A 17775-nucleotide genomic window follows, 5' to 3' on the forward strand; every position below is an offset into this window, starting at 1 on the left:
AAAAATCCGATTCAGGCAGTGCGGCCGGGCAGCGGGCTGGTGTTGAAGCAGCGCTGATAATACTCCGCCACCATGCTGCGTTCGGCCTCATCACACTTATTCAGGAAGGTCACGCGGAAGGCAAAAGCCACATCATTAAAGATGCGGTCGTTCTCTGCCCAAGCAATAACCCCACGGGGTGACATAACGGTAGAAAGGTCTCCCGCCATAAAGCCGGAGCGGGTAAGGGCTGCCAGCGCTACCATGTTATCAATTTTGTCGCGCGCGGCTTTGTCATCTTCCGCAATGCCCAGACGCGCACATACAATGCCCACTTCCTGCTGATGCGGCAGATAGTTCAGGGAGGTAACAATATTCCATCTGTCCATCTGGGCTTGGTTGATTTGTTGCGTGCCGTGATACAGCCCAGTTGTATCACCCAGCCCCACAGTGTTGGCCGTGGCAAACAGGCGGAAGAACGGGTTGGGGGAAATTACACGGTTCTGGTCCAGAAGAGTCAGCTTGCCTTCCACTTCCAGTACGCGCTGGATCACAAACATCACATCCGCACGGCCTGCATCGTATTCATCAAACACCAGTGCGCAGGGGCGTTGCAGGCACCACGGCAGTAGGCCTTCCTGAAATTCGGTAATCTGCTGGCCGTCCTTCACCACAATGGCATCTTTGCCAATCAGATCGATACGGGAAATATGGCTGTCTAGATTGATGCGAATGCACGGCCAGTTCAGGCGTGCGGCAATCTGTTCAATATGTGAAGATTTACCGGTGCCATGGAAGCCCTGCACCATCACACGGCGGTTAAAGGCAAAGCCTGCCAAAATGGCCAGCGTGGTGTCATGGTCGAACAGATAAGCCTTATCCACTTCGGGTACGTGTTCTGTACGGATGGAAAAGGCAGGTACCTTCATGTCAGAATCAAGACCGAACACATCACGCACACTCACTTCCATATCTGGCGTGGAAATGGCTGAAATGGGCGGGAGTTCGGAAGCGTTGGACTGGCTGGAAATATCCGTCATGGCTATATGTCTGCGCTCTTTGTCTGACAGGAAAGAAAAAAGGCAAAGCAACCGGAAATATATGATGCCTTGAATGCAGCATACATCATCACAGCGCTTTTTCGAGGCTTTCGGTTAAGAGATGGGTCTTCACAATCGTGAAGGCAACATTGATTTTTTTAAGCCGTTCTTCGGCATTCCGGTCTCCGTTATTGGTGTCCGGATGGTGTTTGCGCGCCAATGCCCAGTAATGGTTTTTGGCTTCTTCCATACTGACAGGCCAAGAAAGCCCCAGAATGGCCAAAGGTTCCCGCAATGCCGCAGGGGCGGATGTGCGTTCCTGATAAGCCTGCGCGCGCGCGCGTTCTGCGCGGGAGCGGCGGTTCTGGCCCAGAATATCCAGCGGGTCTAGAATATCCTCTTCATTGGGTGTGGCGCGTTTTGCACCTTTGGCGCTTTGGCCAAAAGCCCATGTTGGCCGGTCCCACCCGATATCTGCGCGCAGGTGCGCTTCAATCTGGCCGGGGCTCATGCCTTTGTAATAATCCCACCGCGCATTATATTCCCGAACATGGTTGAGGCAGAACCAGTAATACTGGTTCAGCGCATCGCGCGAGCGGGGCGCGCGGTAACCTGCCGGCTCCTGACAGCTTGGCATGTCACAGCAACGTGTTGGCGCGTCAGGGTCAGGATCGAACGCGCGGGGGCGGGTGTTCCTACGTTTAATCATTTAGCGTTATGTGCGGTGCAAAAGCATCTGTAGCAAGAGGTAAACAGGGATATGACCAGTCTTTCAGATTCTTCGGCTCTTTCCAAGGCAGAAGGTGTGCGTATGCAGCGGGTTCGTAATGTTCTGGAAAAAACATTCAACCCCATTATGCTGGAAATTGAGGATGAAAGCCACCGCCACGCTCACCATAAAGCCATGGTGCGTGGGCCAGAAGCCGGTGCCACAGAAACGCATTTTCGGGTGCTCATGGTTTCCGCCGCGTTTGAAGGTGTTAACCGTGTGAACCGCTCCCGCATGGTGCATGAGGCTTTGGCCCCGGAATTTTCTAGCGGTTTGCATGCTCTGGCCCTTACCCTGCGCACACCGCAGGAAGCGGAGAAGGTGGCATAATGCGCAAAGGCTTAAAATTAAACCGTCGTGCCTTTGCCTTGGTGGCCCCTCTGGCGTTGGCAGCCTGCGCGGGGCAGGCCCTGCAGGGCTCATCTGGAGCAAAAAATACAGATGTGGCCCGCGTGGAAAATTACTTCCGCACCGTGGATTTGGAAAACGCACCATTCCTTCAAACATGGGCCAATGGCAGCCGTGGCGGCGGGTTAATTACCTACAAACCCGGATCATTGTACATGCACTATACAGCACCGCATGAAATGGAGCTTCGGGCTTCTGGGCATCATGCTGTATTTACAGATGCCCAGCAGGGCTCTCAAACCCGTATTGGTCTGGCGCATAATCCGCTGGGTTTGCTGTTGGATAACCCTGTTGTGCTGTCTGGTGCCGTCACTGTTACCAACGTGCAAAAGCAACCCGGCGTGTTGCAGCTTTCGCTCACACGCACGGATAACCCTTCACAGGGGTTGGTTACGTTGGTTTTTCATGACGTGGCAAACAAGCTTGCGCTTTCTTCCATTCAGATTGTGGATGAACGCAGACATGTTATTTCCATCAGTCTGGACCCTGTGTAACGGCCACTTCCTGTAAGGGAGAAGGGACGCTGCCAAATGTGTTGGCCCAGGATTGGGCCAGCGCGTGGTCCAGTTCCTGCATGGTGGTGGAAAGCCCCAGTTTGCGAAAGCTGGTCACGCCGTATTCCCTGATTCCGCAGGGCACAATGCCCTCAAAATCCGCCATGTTGGGGTCTAGGTTGATGGCAACGCCATGCCAGCTTACCCAGCGGGAAACACGTACCCCAATAGCGGCAATTTTTTCTTCATTCCCAGTTCTGGGGTCTGTAACCCACACGCCCACGCGGCCTTCGCGCACTTCACCATGAATGCCAAAATGGTCTAACGCACCAATCCCCCACGATTCCAACGCATGTACATAAGCGCGTAGGTCTCTTGCCGGTACGGGGCCGTGGGGGCATTGCAGGTCTAGCATCACATAAGCGGTTCTTTGCCCCGGGCCATGATATGTCCATTGCCCGCCGCGGCCTGCATGATACGTGGGGTAATTTGCGGGGTTGAAAAGATCTTCTGTTTTGGCAGATGTGCCTGAAGTATAAAGTGGTGGGTGTTCCAGTAACCACACGCGTTCTGCAGCTTCATCCGCACGTATGCTGCGGGCCATGCTTTCCATACGGCTGAGTGCTTGAGGGTATGGAACCAGTTTTTTGCTGATTTCCCATAAAATTTGTTCTTTTGTCATTGCCGCACGTTCCTGCTTCGGCTATAGGGCTGTTCACCAACGGTATCGCTCTTCTGGTGCCGATTGTCACGTGCGGCCGTGGCGGAATGGTAGACGCGCAAGCTTGAGGTGCTTGTGGGGGAATACCCCGTGGAAGTTCGAGTCTTCTCGGCCGCACCATACTTCTTCAAAAATAAAATTGAATCAGAGCAATAAAATACAGCAGAGATTTTCTGCCTGTTGGGTGCATATCTGTTCTGCCAGAGTACAATTCTGCATTTTTATGCATGAATTGTCATATTCACGCCTCTCTTTTCCGGTTTTTAGAATAGGCGCATGGTTTTAGATGTGTAAAATAAAAGCCATGTAGAGTGTGGTCTAAAACACGCACACGCGTTTTTGCGCGTTGGGTGGGTTTTGCTGCATTCTTGATGAGCCGTGTTGTTGGCAGGGTGCTCTCTGCGGGCAGGGTGGTTCTGATGGTTGAGGTTTAACCCGTTTTTTAAGGTGTTGTATTCGTGTCCAAACCCAAGCCTTTACGTAAAGCAGTCCTGCCTGTTGCGGGATTGGGAACGCGCTTTCTGCCTGCAACTAAGGCCATGCCAAAAGAAATGCTGCCTGTTGTTGATAGGCCACTGATCCAGTATGCGATTGATGAAGCGCGTGAAGCCGGGATTGAAGAGTTCTGCCTGATTACAGGCCGTGGTAAAGACTCTCTTATTGATTACTTTGATATTGCTTATGAGCTGGAAGATACGCTCAGAGAGCGCAACAAGATTGATTGCCTGAAAGCGCTGGAACCCAGCTCTATTGAAGCAGGCTCTCTTATTGCAGTGCGTCAGCAGGAACCGCTGGGCCTTGGGCATGCTATCTGGTGCGCACGCTCCTTTATTGGGGATGATCCGTTTGCCATCCTGCTGCCCGATGATATCGTGCAGGCTGCACCCGGCAAGGGTTGCCTGAAGCAGTTGGCCGATGCGTATAATGAAACAGGCGGTAGTGTTGTGGCGGTTACAGAAGTGCCGCGTGAACAAACAAACCGTTACGGTATTCTGGACACAGGCAAGGATGATGGCCGCCTTGTGGAAGTAAAAGGTTTGGTTGAAAAGCCAAAGCCGGAAGATGCGCCTTCCAACCTGTCCATCATTGGCCGTTATGTGCTGACACCAGAAGTTATGCCTTACCTTTCCAAGCTGGAAAAAGGTGCAGGTGGTGAAGTGCAGCTTACAGATGCCATGGCAAAAACCATTGGTCAGGTGCCTTTCCACGGTCTGCGTTATGAAGGCACCCGCTATGACTGCGGCAACAAGCTTGGCTTCCTTGAAGCTCAGGTAGCCTTTGCTCTGGAACGTCCTGATCTTGCTGACGGCGTGAAGGAATTTTTGAAAAAGTACACAGATAAAATCTGATGTCTTTTACGCATAGGTTTGAATCTACCAGCCTGCGTGAATACGATATTCGCGGAATTGTTGGTAAAACCCTTTCAACCGATGATGCGTTTGCCATTGGCCGCACCTTTGGCAGCCTTGTGCGCCGCAACGGCGGTAAAACGCTGGTTGTGGGCTATGATGGCCGCTTGTCTTCTCCTTCATTGGAGAAGGCATTGGTGCAAGGTGCTGTAGCGTGCGGGCTGGATGTCGTGCGTGTGGGGCGTGGCCCCACACCTCTGCTATATTATGGGTCTGTTATTCTTAAAGCTGATGGTGCCATTATGGTAACAGGCAGCCATAACCCGCCTGATCACAACGGCTTTAAAATAACCTTGGCTAGCAAGCCCTTCTTCGGTGCCCAGATTCGGGAACTGGGTGATCTGTCTGCCAAAGGCGATGTGGTGCCAGAAGAAAAAGGCACCGTGCGCGATGTGGATATTCGTGAAGAATATGTAGAGCGGCTTGTAAAGGATTACGTTGGCGGACAGCGCAAGCTGAAAGTTGTCTGGGATAATGGCAACAGTTCCGCCGGTGAAGTTCTGGAAATGCTGGTAAAAAAGCTGCCGGGCGAGCACATTGTGCTGAACGCTAAAATTGATGGCACTTTTCCTGTGCATCATCCTGATCCAACGGTTGCCAAAAATCTGGAGCAGCTTATTGCCTCTGTGCGTGAGAATGAGGCTGATCTGGGTATTGCGTTTGATGGGGATGCAGACCGCATTGGCGTAGTGGATAATGCAGGCGGAATTCTGTGGGGCGATCAGCTTCTTATTTTGCTGGCGCGCGATGTGCTAAAATCCCATTCTGGGGCCACTATCATTGCTGATGCCAAGGCCAGCCAAGTGCTGTTTGATGAGGTGGCAGAAGCCGGTGGCAAGCCACTGATGTGGCGCACAGGGCATTCGCTTATCAAATCCAAAATGGCGGAAACAGGTTCACCTCTGGCGGGTGAAATGTCTGGCCATATCTTCTTTGCAGATAAATGGTACGGCTTTGATGATGCCTTGTACGCCGGCGTGCGCGTGCTGGATATTGTTGCCCGTATGAATGAACCGCTTTCGGCTTTCCGTGAAGCGCTGCCCAAAACCACATCTACCCCGGAATTGCGTTTTGAGTGTGATGACCACCGCAAGTTCAAAGTGATTGAGGAAGTTGCTGCACGCCTGCGTAAGGAAGGTGCAGATGTTTCCGAAATTGATGGCGTGCGCGTGAACACCCCAGATGGCTGGTGGCTGCTACGGGCTTCTAACACGCAGGCTGTTCTGGTTGCGCGTGCAGAAGGCCGGACAGAAGCGTGTCTGGAACGCTTGAAGGAAGCACTGGTGCAGCAACTTGAGCTTTCTGCTCTGCCGCGCCCTGATTTTTCAGGAAACAGTTCTGGCCACTAGGTTTTTAGCTTAGGCTGTTAGGTAAGGCGGGCGGTTCTTTCAGGGCCGCCCGTTTTGCTATCATAAGCAACTGTGTTTTTCCGTAACCAACCTTCAAACTGTCGTTTTATGTGGGGTTGGTTTCTGATATAGAGAACCAATGTTGTCCTCTTTAACGGATCCTGCCGGGCGGCGGATTTCTTACCTGCGTGTATCGGTAACAGACCGGTGCGACATGCGGTGCACATACTGCATGGCTGAACGCATGACCTTTCTGCCGCGCTCAGATGTTCTGGATTATGATGAACTGTTGCGCCTATGCCGTGTGTTTGTGCAGCACGGTGTGCGCCGCCTGCGTATAACAGGCGGAGAGCCTTTGGTGCGCCGTGATATTGGCCCGTTTTTTCAGGAGCTGGGGTCATGGCTCAAGCATTCCGATAATCGCGGCCAGTTGGAAGAACTCACTCTTACAACCAATGGCAGCCATTTAGCGCAGTATGCACAAACCTTGTTTGATGCCGGTGTGCGCCGTGTGAATGTCAGCCTGGATACGCTGGATGAAGCACGGTTTACCAAAATAACCCGCAGGGGCAAGCTGGCCGCTACCCTGGAAGGCATACGTGCTGCGCGGGATGTTGGGTTAGCGCTGCGTATCAACACCGTTGCAATGGCCGGTGTGAATGATGATGAATTTGATACCCTGCTGGCATGGTGTGGAGAAATAGGCGCAGATTTATGTCTGATTGAAACCATGCCAATGGGAGATACGGGGGAAGATCGCACATCGCGCTATCTGCCGTTGCTGGATGTGAAGGCAGATTTATCCAAGCGTTGGACGCTTACGCCCATTCCAGATGCAACCGGTGGTCCAGCCCGATATTTGCGGGTAGGAGAAACAGGCAGAAGGCTGGGGCTGATTACCCCTATGAGCCACAATTTCTGTGCAACGTGTAACCGGGTGCGGTTATCTTGCACGGGGCGGCTTTATACCTGTCTGGGGCAGGAAGATGGTGCCGATTTGCGCAGCCTGATACGGGCAGGTGTAGATGATGCCGTATTGGAAAGAGCTATTCAGGATGCCATTGCGCGCAAACCCAAAGGGCATGATTTTTTGCTTGGCGCATCGGAAGCCGATGTTTCCGGCCCGCAACGGCATATGAGCGTTACGGGCGGGTAAAAATCTGTTCGCTTATTTTTTGGTTAAAGGTTGGGGCTGCTGTTGCAGCACATCATGCAATGAATGCGTAAATTGCCCCGGCGTGAGCGGTTGTGGCTGATTGCCAGAGGGAGACCACGCCGCAAGTATTGCCATATGTAATGGCATGCAGAAACTCTCTGCTTTTTCATCTTCTAGTTCATGCGCGGCCGCAGGAAACAGCAAGCGTGGGGGAATGGCGCGCGAGCGCAGAGCAAGCGCATTGGTTTCTCCCGCAGCGCGTAAATCTGCCATCAATGCGTGTAAGGAGCGGTAACGCAGCTCCAGTGTTTCTGTATCCACCACAGGTAACGCAAATCCTGCACGCTGCAGTAACGAGACACAGCTTTGCTGTGTGGGCAGGGGTGATACGCGGGGGGAAACACCATCGCTTAAAGCCAATTCGGCCATTTCCAAGGCCTGCCGCAACGGTCGCAATGTAGGCAGAATGGGAATGCTGGCCAAAAAAAGCCCATCAGGCCGCAAGATAGAGCGAATTTGGTGGAACAGGCCCGGTAAATCATTCACCCAATGCAGGGAAAGGCTGGCAACCACCAGGTCAAAGCTACTGGGGGCAAAGGGCAGGCGCTCTTCATCAGCGCACACGCTTGGAGTTGATGCGCAACGTGCCTGTGCCTCGGAAAGATCACACGTAATGGCGGGAATCTTTCTGCGATTCAGCCCTTGGCAGATAATGCCGCGGCCACCAATATCCAACGCGTTGGAAAATGAACGCATGACATCATCCAGCCGATCCAGCAGAATATCTGCAGCCGCTTCCAGTATGGGGGTAGTAGCACGCTGGGTTTTGGCTGCACGTTCACGGTGCAGTCTTACAGCTTTGCGATCAAAAATTACGGGCACATCCATTTTGCAACATGTGCGTGCTTCCCTGTGGTTTGCCAAGGAGAGAGACCAGGAAATTTTGTGTGAGCCGCAGAAATGCAGGTGAAGATACGCAAACTGGGCACTGCTTTGATGGATATTTTGTATCCGCCAAGTTGCGTGTTGTGTGGCGCAGATGTGGCCCAGCATGGGCTAACCTGCGCATCATGTTTTGGCCGCTTACAACCTATCAGCCATCCATTTTGCGATGCCTGTGCAACACCTCAGCCCTCGCAGGAAAGTTTGGGGCATACAGGTTTGTGCGCTGCGTGTGAGCAGCAGCATCCTGCATGGCAACAGGCTCGGGCCGCTTTTATTTACACAGCAGCAGCCAGAGATCTGATTTTACAGCTTAAATATGCAGATAGAACAGAAAATGCCCAGTTTCTGGCACAACGTATGGGGCAGATTGGGCAAGATATTCTCCGCCCAGATGTGTTGCTGGTTCCTGTGCCTGTGCATAGGTGGCGCTTGCTTCGGCGCCGTTACAATCAGGCAGCGCTGCTGGCGGCTGAAGTGGCGCGGATAAAACATTTACAGGTGGCGCCTGATGCCCTTATGCGTATGCGCGCTACAACAAAACTAGCTGGATTTTCGCGCAAAGAACGGCAGCAGGAAATGCAAAGCGCCATTACATTCAGGCCCAAATGGCAGAAAAAATTGCAAGGGCGTTGTGTTGTATTGGTGGATGATATGCTCACAACAGGCGCCACAGCTACCGCCTGCGTGCAAGCATTAAGGCAAGCTGGGGTGCATAACGTTAGTCTTTTAGTGGCAGGGCTGGTGTCTGCGCGGCCAGAAGTTGATATAAACCTACCAGAATAGATGTGCGGTGTCAGAACCGGGCTTTGAAACACCCAGAAGGAATATGTTTATGCCTGAAATCGAAATTTACACCCAGCGGGGATGCCCGTTTTGCGTACGAGCAGTTGCGCTGCTGGAAAGTAAAAAGGTGCCATTCAAGGAAATTAACGCACCACGAGGCACGCAGGAACGCGAAGATGCTATCCGCCGTTCTGGTGGCAGCACAACAGTGCCGCAGGTTTTTGTAGGCGATCGGTGCTTGGGCGGATGTGATGATCTGATGTCATTAGAGCGGCAGGGCAAGCTGGATGCCGCTTTGGGCTTGGGCGAAAACTAAACAAACAGGAGGTAAAAGCGGATGATCTGTTATCAGCTCTGTTGCGCAAACGGACATACGTTTGAAGGCTGGTATCGGGATAGCGCCGCTTTTGCACGCCTGAAGCAGGAAAATTTGCTGAGCTGTGCTATCTGTGGTTCGTCCAAAGTGGAGCAGGCCCTTATGGCGCCCGCTATTGTAAAGGGCCGTGCACACCCGAAAAAAGTGGAATCTTCGCAGCCTGAAGCAATTCCACAGCAACAACCAGAAGCGCCAACCGCAACGCAACAGCCAGAAGCCGTAACGCCAGATAATCTGATGAGCGCTTTGCGCCAGATCAGAGCCGTGGTGGAAGAAAACTGCGATAATGTAGGTTCCAATTTTGCGGATGAAGCCTTGCGTATTCATCATGGAGAAGCGCCAGAACGCGGTATCTATGGGGATATGACGGCATCAGAGCGCGAAATGCTGGAAGATGAAGGGGTTGATGTGCTGCCGCTTCCGTGGGTACGCAAGACCGACAGCTGATTTTTCGGGGTTGTCGGAACCGTACTTAGGGTGGCAGGCAGTGCTTACGGTGCCCAAATTAACAGGGCAGGCCAGCCGGTTACGTAAAAAGTATATGTTGGAAACAGGGCTGGGCGAAGGAGAAAGAGAGCATGAAAAACTTCATGGCGCGCGGCGCTCAAACTGGAATTAGGGCTTTTTTTCTTTCGTCTGTATTAGGCATATCTGCGGCGCTGCTTCCTGCACTTTCTCAGCCTGCCATGGCGGATTCTGCTGCGATGGGCGGTGAAGATAGCCTGATGGGCTATTGGCTGAGCCAAGATCATGATGGCGTTTTCAAAATTGAAAAATGCGGAGAAACCGTTTGCGGTCGGCTGATCGGGCTGCGTTACGATGGTACGGATGTGCCCAAGGGGCATGATGGAAAAACCGAGTGTAACCTCCTGATGTTAACAGATTTTCGCCCCCTGAAAGATGAAAAAAACAAGTGGGAAGGGAATATTCTAGACCCCGATAGCGGCCATAAGTATGACGCACGCATCTGGTCTCCCCAATCTGGCGTTCTAAAGCTGCGTGGCTATCTGGGGCTGCCCATTTTTGGTGAAACCCAGACATGGACACGTTATTCCGGGCCTCCGATGGGGCCTGTCTGCAAGATGCCCTGAGCATACGCAAGCAAGGAGACAAACAGGATTATGAGCGGCTCGTTTTCGCGTCGTGCTTTCGGGCTGGGTAGTCTGGCGTGTGGTTTTTTGGGGAGCGCCTATGCGCAGGCAGACGATAATGCGCCTGCGCCTGATAAGCAGGATGCCGCAACGCCACCGCAGCTAGAACGTATTTTATGTTATGTAGGTGGCTATACGCAGCACGGGCCGCCGGGCGGCAATGGAGATGGGATTACGGTTTTTGAAATGGACCGTAAAACAGGCGCTCTCAACCATCTGAATACATTTACAGATGTTGCCAGCCCGTCCTTTATTGCGTTTTCTCCAGATAAGCTTTTTCTCTACGCTGTTAACGAAATCAATGATTTTGAAGGAAAAAATACCGGGGCCGTCACGGCGTTTTCGGTAAATCATGGCACGGGTGCGTTAACAAAGCTGAATACTGTTTCTTCCGGTGGGGCAGATCCGGCGCATCTTAGCGTTCATCCTTCTGGCAAATACGTTATGGTGGCCAACTATACGGGTGGGAACTTTGCACTGCTGCGTGTGCAGAAAGATGGTTCCTTGGGGCAGATGACAACCCTTATCCACAATACTGGCCCACGTATGCCTGATCGGGCTTCGGATAACCCACCGGGCAACTTTGCCATAAGCGATCATTCAGGTTCGCACCCACATATGATCCACGCAGACCCTTCAGGCCGCTTTGTGGCGGTGGCAGATGCTGGTCTGGATAGAATGTATGTGTATGGCATCAACTTGGAGACCGGGCGTCTGTTTCCGGCCAAAAAGCCGTTTACCACCATGACAGCGGGTTCAGCCCCGCGGCATTTTCAGTTTTCTGCGGATGGCTTGCGGCTGTACATTCTGTGCGAGCAGGATTCCAAGGTGGTAGTGGCAAATTTTGATGCCAAAACAGGGGATATTGCACCGCAGCAGGCCGTAAGCAGCCTGACGGCTCATTTCCGGGGCAGCACCTTGGCTGCGGGCATCCTGTTCTCACCCGATGAGCATTTTCTTTACGTATCCAACCGCTTGGGCGATTCCCTTGCCGTGTTTCAGGTGGCTAAAGATGGCGGTCTAACATTGGTGGATGAAATCTGGACACATGCCGATTACGGGCGCGCGCTCAAATTTGATCCTTCTGGCAGCTATTTGTTCGTGGCCAACCAGCGGAGTGATTCCATCACATCTTTCCGGGTAGATAAAACCACGGGCAAGATTGGCTTTACGTGGGATTTTACACCCATTGGGAGCCCAACCTGCTTTGAGTTTCTGACACTTCCCGCTTAATATTTTTATAAGGAAATGTCAGAAACGTACTGATAATAAAGGAAATTACGTATCAGTCTTTTTTGAAGGCAGCGATATAGTTAATGCCTAAGTCCCGTGTTTCTTTCCAGCTACCAATGCCGGGGGCCATGCCAGAAATGGCGACCATCCGCAGGCCAGCAGCGCGGGCATATCGGCCCAGTTCGGAAGGTTGGATAAACTTGCGCCATTCATGCGTGCCCACAGGCAGCAGGCGCAGTAGATATTCTGCCCCAATCTTACCCACCGCCAAAGAGCGCAGGGTGCGGTTCATGGTGGAAACAATTACCGTGCCATTGGCATCTACAAGCTGAGCCAGCATAACCATAAATGCTTCAGGATCAGTGACATGCTCTATAATTTCTAAAGCCATCACAGCATCAAACTTGGCGTGTTCTGCTACCAGTTCTTCTGCGCTGCCTTGGCGATAATGGAGCGTGCCAGAGCCGGCAGGAAGGGGGTTGGCTTCCAGATGCGCCTGTGCGGCAGCAATACCATTGGCCGATGCATCCAGCCCCAATACGTCATACCCGGCTTTTGCAAGGGCCTCACTGGCCAATCCGGCACCGCAGCCAATATCCAGCACATGCGGCTTGCGTGATTTGCGGCCACGCAGGGGCAGGTGGCGGCTGGCCCATTCAATCCGCAGGCCGTTCATGGCATGTAGGGGGCGCATGGGGCCTGTTGGATCCCACCACTTGTCTGCCAGAGCACTAAAGCGGGCAATTTCCTCGGAAGAAACAGAGGAAGGCGCTTCCTCTCGGGTGGCGTGCATACAACAAATTCCTTTCCTGCTGGTCTCCCCGCTGGACGAAAGGGGGCCGGGAGAGGTATGTGACGCGGCTTGTGAAGCAGCGCAACCGTTCCCATGCGTCTTTTCCGCTATGCAGGTTGCGGGAAGGGCTGGTGCAATGCGTTTTACGGCCTGTTTGGTGGAGAATAAAGCTATGTCCGGTTCCGCACCCCGGATTGTCATGAAATTCGGCGGGACATCCGTGGGGGATCTTGACCGTATCAGAGCCGTGGCCGAACGCGTCAAAAAACAGAAAGACGCAGGCTGCGATGTGCTGGTGGTTGTTTCAGCCATGGCAGGGGAAACCAACCGCTTGGTTGGGTTCTGTCAGTCTCTTTCTCCTTTGTATGATGCGCGCGAATACGATGCCATTGTGGCAACGGGTGAGCAGGTAACAAGTGGTTTGCTGGCCATTGCCCTGCAAAAGCTTGGCGTGCCTTCGCGCTCCTTTGCTGGGTGGCAGGTGCCCATTCTTACGGATTCTCTGCACGGCAAGGCCAGCCTCGATTCGATAGATGGCGCACGCCTTCTGGGCAGCATGGCCGAAGGCATGGTGCCTGTTGTGGCAGGCTTTCAGGGTGTGGGGCCAGATGGCCGCGTAACCACGCTGGGGCGTGGTGGCTCGGATACATCTGCCGTGGCGCTTGCCGCCGCTATTAAGGCAGACCGGTGCGATATCTACACAGATGTGGATGGTATTTACACCACAGATCCCAGAATCGTGCCCAAGGCGCGCAAGCTGGACAAAATTACGTATGAAGAAATGCTGGAGTTGGCATCTGTTGGTGCCAAGGTGCTGCAAACACGCAGCGTAGGCCTTGCCATGCGTGAGCGTGTGCGTGTGCAAGTGCTTTCCAGCTTTGAAGATGGCCCCGCAGTGATGGAAGGTCACCTTCCCGGCTCTATGGTGGTGGATGAGGACGAAATCGTGGAAAAGAAACTGGTCACCGGCATTGCCTACTCCCGTGATGAAGCCAAGCTGTCGGTTCGGCGCATTCCTGACCGTCCGGGCATTGCGGCGGCAATTTTTGGCCCGCTGAGCGAAGCCAATGTGAATGTGGATATGATCGTGCAGAGCACGGGTGCCGATGGCACTACGAACATGACCTTCACCACCAGCAAGACCGATCTGCCACGTGCTATCAGCATTCTGGAAAGCGTGCGTAGTGCTGTGCAGTATGAAGAACTGCAAACAGACCCGGATATCGTGAAGGTGAGCGTGGTAGGTAGCGGCATGCGTTCTCACGCAGGTGTTGCCAGCACCATGTTCCGCACGCTGTCTGAACGCTCCATCAATATTCAGGCTATTTCTACCAGCGAAATCAAGGTGTCTGTGCTGGTAGCCGCAGAATATGCCGAACTGGCAGTGCGTGCGCTGCACACGGCCTATGGTCTTGATGATGTCTGATATTGCAAGCAGCCTGAATCCTGCTCCAACTTCAGAAGAATGGCAACGCGCCCGCTCACGGCTGGATAAGCTGTGGCAGCGCGGAGCGGATTTTCTGGGCACGCCTTACGCCATTCTGGCCGGGGCGATGTCTTGGGTGAGTGAACGCCACCTTGTATCCGCCATTTCTAACGCAGGCGGGTTTGGCGTGATTGCCTGCGGCGCAATGGAACCAGCCCGTCTGGCAGAGGAAATTGCCGCCACCCGTGCGCTGACAGATCGGCCCTTTGGTGTGAACCTGATTACCATGCACCCCAAGCTGGATGAACTGGTGCAGGTATGTCTGGACGCCAAGGTAGGTCATATTGTGCTGGCAGGTGGTATTCCACCTAGCGCTGCCATCAAGGCCGCCAAGGATGGAGGTGCCAAGGTTATTGGCTTTGCCCCCGCATTGGTGCTGGCCAAACGGCTGATCAAGATGGGTGTGGATGCGCTGGTGATTGAAGGCGCAGAAGCTGGTGGCCATATCGGCCCTGTTTCTCTAACTGTGTTGGCACAGGAAATTCTGCCGCATATCCAGAACGTTCCCGTGTTTGTGGCTGGCGGCCTTGGCCGTGGTGATGCGCTTGTTTCCTACCTGGAGCAGGGTGCCGCTGGTGGTCAGTTCGGCACACGTTTTGCTGCGGCAGAGGAAAGTATTGCCCACGAAAACTTTAAAAAAGCTTTTGTGCGGGCCAATGCGCGTGATGCGACGACCTCAGTGCAGCTTGATGAGCGCTTTCCGGTTATTCCGGTGCGGGCCATCAGCAATGAGGGCGGGCGCAAATTTGTGGCGCATCAGGCTGATGTTATCCGCCGCTTTCAGGCCGGTGATCTCACGCGCGAAGATGCTCAGCTGGAAATCGAACATTTCTGGGCTGGCGCTTTGCGGCGTGCGGTTATTGATGGAGATGTGGAAGAAGGCTCTGTTATGGCCGGGCAATCTGTTGGCATGGTGAAATCTGTGCAGCCGGTGGCCCAGATTATTGCTGACCTGATAGATCAGGCCGTGATAGCGCTGATCCGTCAACAACGCCGTATGGATGCTGATGGCTGAAAACGCCCCAAGTTCTGAACAGGAGCAGCCGGCTGCTCTGCCTCCACTCCCCGATATTGGTACATATGGGGTAGGGGGTGCGCTGCGCAAACGCCGCGAACAGCTTGGCTGGTCCTTGGATGATGTTGCTGCGTATCTGCGCATCCGTGATGCGTATCTGGATGCGTTGGAAACCGGAAAAGCGGATGTGCTTCCGGCGGAAGTCTATACGCTTGGGTTTTTGCGGGCCTATGCGCAGGCTTTGGGGTTTGATCCAAACCCCATGGTGGAACGCTATAGGCTGGAAACGCGCAACGCCATTCGGCAGCCAGAACTTGTGTTTCCAGATCCACCGCCAGATCGGCGTATTCCGCCGGCTGTGTCCATCTCTCTTGGGCTTGCGGTTATTCTGGCCAGCTATGTAGGTTGGTATTATTTTACAGGGCACACGCCGCCTGCTCCCGAGCGCGTGCCGCCTGTGGCAAGCCTCCTGCCTGGTGAGCAGACGCATAATGCGCCCTCTCCGCAAGTGGCTTCCATTTTGCCGGATAAAAGTGCGGTTCCGGCACCTTTGCCACCACCCGTGCAGCTTAAGCCGCCTAATGCTGAACAGGCAGTGAATGCGCAAGGTGCTGGAAGTGCTTCGCCCGAAGGTGTCATGCCACCGAAAGCAACCCAACTGGGGGGGGATGTTGGCACGCCAGCTACGCAAACGCCTCCGCAACCCAACGTGCAAGCGCCATCTTCCGCAATGCCAGCAGTTCCTTCTGCGGCCATTGCGGATAATCAGATCGTGCTGAAGGCCCTAGCCGCCAGTTGGGTGCAGGTGAAGGATGCCAACGGCAAGGTTGTGTATGACCACATTCTGCAACCCGATGAGGAATGGAATGTGCCGGTTGAAGGTGGGCCTTACAGCCTAACCGTAGGCAATGCTGGTGGTGTGGTTTTGCGTATGGGAGAACTGGTTACAGCCCCTTTGGGGCGCAATGGTGCCGTACGCCGCAAAATGGTGCTAACACCGCAAAGCGTGCGTGATGGCACATTAGCCGCACCCACTGCGCAAAATAATGTTGCCATACCACCTACACATGCAGATGTTGCAGCCCCTGTGCCCAATGCGGTATCAGGAACATTAACAGATGCGCAGACAGATCTGGCAGCCTCGGAACAGGCGCTTAAGCCCAAGGAAACTGCACCCCGGCCACGCCGCCGGGCCGCACCCGTACAAGCCGAACCAAGCGCTGATGATTTGAATGCGCGCCAGCTTCAGGGCATGGGTTCGCACTAGAATGGCACCCTCGCGCGTATTATGTGTAGCCAAATGGTCCTGATTTTGGCAGGAAAACACCAAACGCAATGGAGAACGCCGTGTGGCCGAACACGGCAGCTTCCCTCAACTGTCGTTTTCGACAAAAGGATGTAAAATGAGCGGCTACCGGCCTTACCAGCATATCGAGCGTCGGAAATCTCGGCAGATCCATGTCGGCAAGGTAGCCGTCGGTGGTGATGCGCCGATTTCCGTCCAGACCATGACCAACACCCTCACCACCGATGCACAGGCAACAATCGAGCAGATTCGTCGTGCAGAAATGGCGGGTGTGGATATCGTGCGTGTGTCCTGCCCGGATGAGGAAAGCACCAAGGCGCTGGAAGAAATTGTAAAGGAAGTGAACGTGCCGATCGTGGCCGATATTCACTTCCACTACAAACGCGCTATTGAAGCCGCAAAGGCAGGTGCCGCCTGCCTGCGTATCAACCCCGGCAACATCGGCAGCGCCGAGCGTGTGCGTGAAGTGGTGAAGGCTGCTAAGGATTACGGCTGTTCCATTCGTATTGGTGTGAACGCCGGATCACTGGAAAAGCATCTGCTTGAAAAATACGGTGAACCTAACCCCGATGCGCTGGTAGAAAGTGCTCTGGAACACGCCAAAATTCTGGAAGATCATGACTTCCGTGAATTCAAGATCAGCGTGAAGGCCTCCGATGTGTTCATGGCTGTGGCAGCGTATCAGCAGCTTGCAGATGCCTGCGATTACCCATTGCACATTGGTATTACAGAAGCAGGCAGCAAGCGCGCTGGCACTGTAAAATCCTCCATTGGTCTGGGCAATCTGCTGTGGGCCGGTGTGGGTGATACCATGCGCGTTTCTCTTTCCGCCGCGCCGGAAGAAGAAGTGCTGGTGGGTTGGGATATTCTTAAGTCCCTCGGCCTGCGCCACCGCGGCGTTAAGATTATTTCCTGCCCGTCCTGCGCACGTCAGGGCTTTAACGTGGTGGAAACAGTGCAGACGCTGGAAGACCGGCTGGCACATATTAAAACCCCGCTCACCCTGTCCATCATCGGCTGCGTGGTGAATGGTCCGGGTGAAGCCCTGCTGACAGATCTGGGCGTAACCGGCGGTGGTTCTGGCCGTCACATGGTGTATGCCGGTGGCAAGCAGGATCATACCGTGCCAGCAGCAGACATGATCGAACATGTTGTGGAACTGGTAGAAGAGCGCGTTGCTGCTATTCAGGCGGAAGAAGCCAAGGAAAAGCAGGACGGCAAGGCGCAGGAACTGCCAGACATGGCATCTGCCAACTAAGCCTTAAACATTCTCCCTCTGCTTTGCACCAAAAGGTGCGGGCAGGGACAGACGTGCCATTTAAACAGCAAAAAACATCACGCCAGCCAAGGTTACGGGTGCCG

Annotated in this window: 19 protein-coding genes and 1 tRNA gene; 15 read left to right on the forward strand and 5 right to left on the reverse strand. The window is 53.8% G+C overall.

All coding sequences use genetic code 11. The features are described 5' to 3' along the window. Positions 1-11: 11 nt before the first annotated feature. Positions 12-1019, reverse strand: a complete 1008-nt coding sequence (gene cobS / locus A4S02_RS03510) for a cobaltochelatase subunit CobS (RefSeq protein WP_019090197.1) — start codon at positions 1017-1019, stop codon at positions 12-14. An 88-nt stretch (positions 1020-1107) separates the two neighbouring features. Next, positions 1108-1728, reverse strand: a complete 621-nt coding sequence (locus tag A4S02_RS03515) for a J domain-containing protein (protein WP_082246736.1) — start codon at positions 1726-1728, stop codon at positions 1108-1110. 51 nt (positions 1729-1779) lie between these two features. Between A4S02_RS03515 and A4S02_RS03520 the strand changes: the two genes are divergently transcribed. Next, positions 1780-2118 (forward strand): BolA family protein, encoded by a 339-nt coding sequence (locus tag A4S02_RS03520; RefSeq protein WP_070322965.1) that lies wholly within the window; start codon positions 1780-1782, stop codon positions 2116-2118. Next, positions 2118-2690, forward strand: a complete 573-nt coding sequence (locus A4S02_RS03525; RefSeq protein ID WP_019090200.1) for a LolA family protein — start codon at positions 2118-2120, stop codon at positions 2688-2690. Before A4S02_RS03520 ends, A4S02_RS03525 begins: the two co-directional genes overlap by 1 nt. On the opposite strand, the gene lipB is transcribed toward A4S02_RS03525, so the two are convergent. Next, on the reverse strand, positions 2671-3372 hold the full coding sequence (gene lipB, locus A4S02_RS03530; protein ID WP_070322966.1) for a lipoyl(octanoyl) transferase LipB: 702 nt from the start codon (positions 3370-3372) through the stop codon (positions 2671-2673). The two genes, A4S02_RS03525 and lipB, sit on opposite strands and share 20 nt — an antisense overlap. A 72-nt stretch (positions 3373-3444) precedes the next feature. Between lipB and A4S02_RS03535 the strand changes: the two genes are divergently transcribed. From A4S02_RS03535 to moaA, 4 genes are all read left to right on the forward strand, one after another. After that, a tRNA-Leu gene (locus tag A4S02_RS03535) sits at positions 3445-3531 on the forward strand. A gap of 338 nt (positions 3532-3869) precedes the next feature. Continuing rightward, complete coding sequence (galU, locus tag A4S02_RS03540) at positions 3870-4760, forward strand: UTP--glucose-1-phosphate uridylyltransferase GalU (RefSeq protein WP_003623457.1); 891 nt, start codon at positions 3870-3872, stop codon at positions 4758-4760. Beyond that, on the forward strand, positions 4760-6169 hold the full coding sequence (gene pgmG, locus A4S02_RS03545) for a phosphoglucomutase/phosphomannomutase PgmG (RefSeq protein ID WP_070322967.1): 1410 nt from the start codon (positions 4760-4762) through the stop codon (positions 6167-6169). The genes galU and pgmG overlap by 1 nt, the downstream gene beginning before the upstream one ends. Before the next feature lie 139 nt (positions 6170-6308). Further along, a complete protein-coding gene (gene moaA, locus A4S02_RS03550) occupies positions 6309-7325 on the forward strand; it encodes a GTP 3',8-cyclase MoaA (protein WP_070322968.1) in 1017 nt (338 codons plus the stop codon). 12 nt (positions 7326-7337) lie between these two features. Here the strand turns inward: moaA and A4S02_RS03555 are convergent, their stop codons facing one another. Beyond that, entirely contained in the window at positions 7338-8213 is an 876-nt protein-coding gene (locus A4S02_RS03555) for a methyltransferase domain-containing protein (RefSeq protein WP_070322969.1), read from the reverse strand. A 72-nt stretch (positions 8214-8285) separates the two neighbouring features. Between A4S02_RS03555 and A4S02_RS03560 the strand changes: the two genes are divergently transcribed. From A4S02_RS03560 to A4S02_RS03580, 5 genes are all read left to right on the forward strand, one after another. Beyond that, complete coding sequence (locus A4S02_RS03560; protein ID WP_070322970.1) at positions 8286-9053, forward strand: ComF family protein; 768 nt, start codon at positions 8286-8288, stop codon at positions 9051-9053. A gap of 49 nt (positions 9054-9102) precedes the next feature. Then, entirely contained in the window at positions 9103-9369 is a 267-nt protein-coding gene (grxC, locus tag A4S02_RS03565) for a glutaredoxin 3 (protein WP_003623465.1), read from the forward strand. 21 nt (positions 9370-9390) lie between these two features. Further along, positions 9391-9876, forward strand: a complete 486-nt coding sequence (locus A4S02_RS03570) for a DUF1178 family protein (protein ID WP_070322971.1) — start codon at positions 9391-9393, stop codon at positions 9874-9876. A 131-nt stretch (positions 9877-10007) separates the two neighbouring features. Continuing rightward, positions 10008-10520: a DUF2147 domain-containing protein gene (locus A4S02_RS03575; RefSeq protein WP_019090210.1), complete on the forward strand. Its 513-nt coding sequence runs from the start codon at positions 10008-10010 to the stop codon at positions 10518-10520. Between the two features lie 30 nt (positions 10521-10550). Further along, complete coding sequence (locus tag A4S02_RS03580; RefSeq protein ID WP_070322972.1) at positions 10551-11813, forward strand: lactonase family protein; 1263 nt, start codon at positions 10551-10553, stop codon at positions 11811-11813. 52 nt (positions 11814-11865) lie between these two features. Here the strand turns inward: A4S02_RS03580 and ubiG are convergent, their stop codons facing one another. Next, positions 11866-12606: a bifunctional 2-polyprenyl-6-hydroxyphenol methylase/3-demethylubiquinol 3-O-methyltransferase UbiG gene (gene ubiG / locus A4S02_RS03585; RefSeq protein ID WP_019090212.1), complete on the reverse strand. Its 741-nt coding sequence runs from the start codon at positions 12604-12606 to the stop codon at positions 11866-11868. A 172-nt stretch (positions 12607-12778) separates the two neighbouring features. Between ubiG and A4S02_RS03590 the strand changes: the two genes are divergently transcribed. The 4 genes from A4S02_RS03590 (at position 12779) to ispG (ending at position 17671) form a co-directional block, all read left to right on the forward strand. Beyond that, positions 12779-14032, forward strand: a complete 1254-nt coding sequence (locus A4S02_RS03590; protein WP_070324160.1) for an aspartate kinase — start codon at positions 12779-12781, stop codon at positions 14030-14032. Next, positions 14025-15107, forward strand: a complete 1083-nt coding sequence (locus A4S02_RS03595) for an NAD(P)H-dependent flavin oxidoreductase (protein ID WP_204251362.1) — start codon at positions 14025-14027, stop codon at positions 15105-15107. The genes A4S02_RS03590 and A4S02_RS03595 overlap by 8 nt, the downstream gene beginning before the upstream one ends. Then, a complete protein-coding gene (locus A4S02_RS03600) occupies positions 15100-16374 on the forward strand; it encodes a helix-turn-helix domain-containing protein (protein ID WP_208858913.1) in 1275 nt (424 codons plus the stop codon). The genes A4S02_RS03595 and A4S02_RS03600 overlap by 8 nt, the downstream gene beginning before the upstream one ends. Positions 16375-16510: 136 nt before the next feature. Beyond that, positions 16511-17671, forward strand: a complete 1161-nt coding sequence (ispG, locus tag A4S02_RS03605) for a flavodoxin-dependent (E)-4-hydroxy-3-methylbut-2-enyl-diphosphate synthase (RefSeq protein ID WP_019090216.1) — start codon at positions 16511-16513, stop codon at positions 17669-17671. The last annotated feature ends 104 nt before the right edge of the window (positions 17672-17775 follow it).

This window comes from Acetobacter ascendens (assembly GCF_001766235.1).
Lineage (GTDB): Bacteria > Pseudomonadota > Alphaproteobacteria > Acetobacterales > Acetobacteraceae > Acetobacter > Acetobacter ascendens.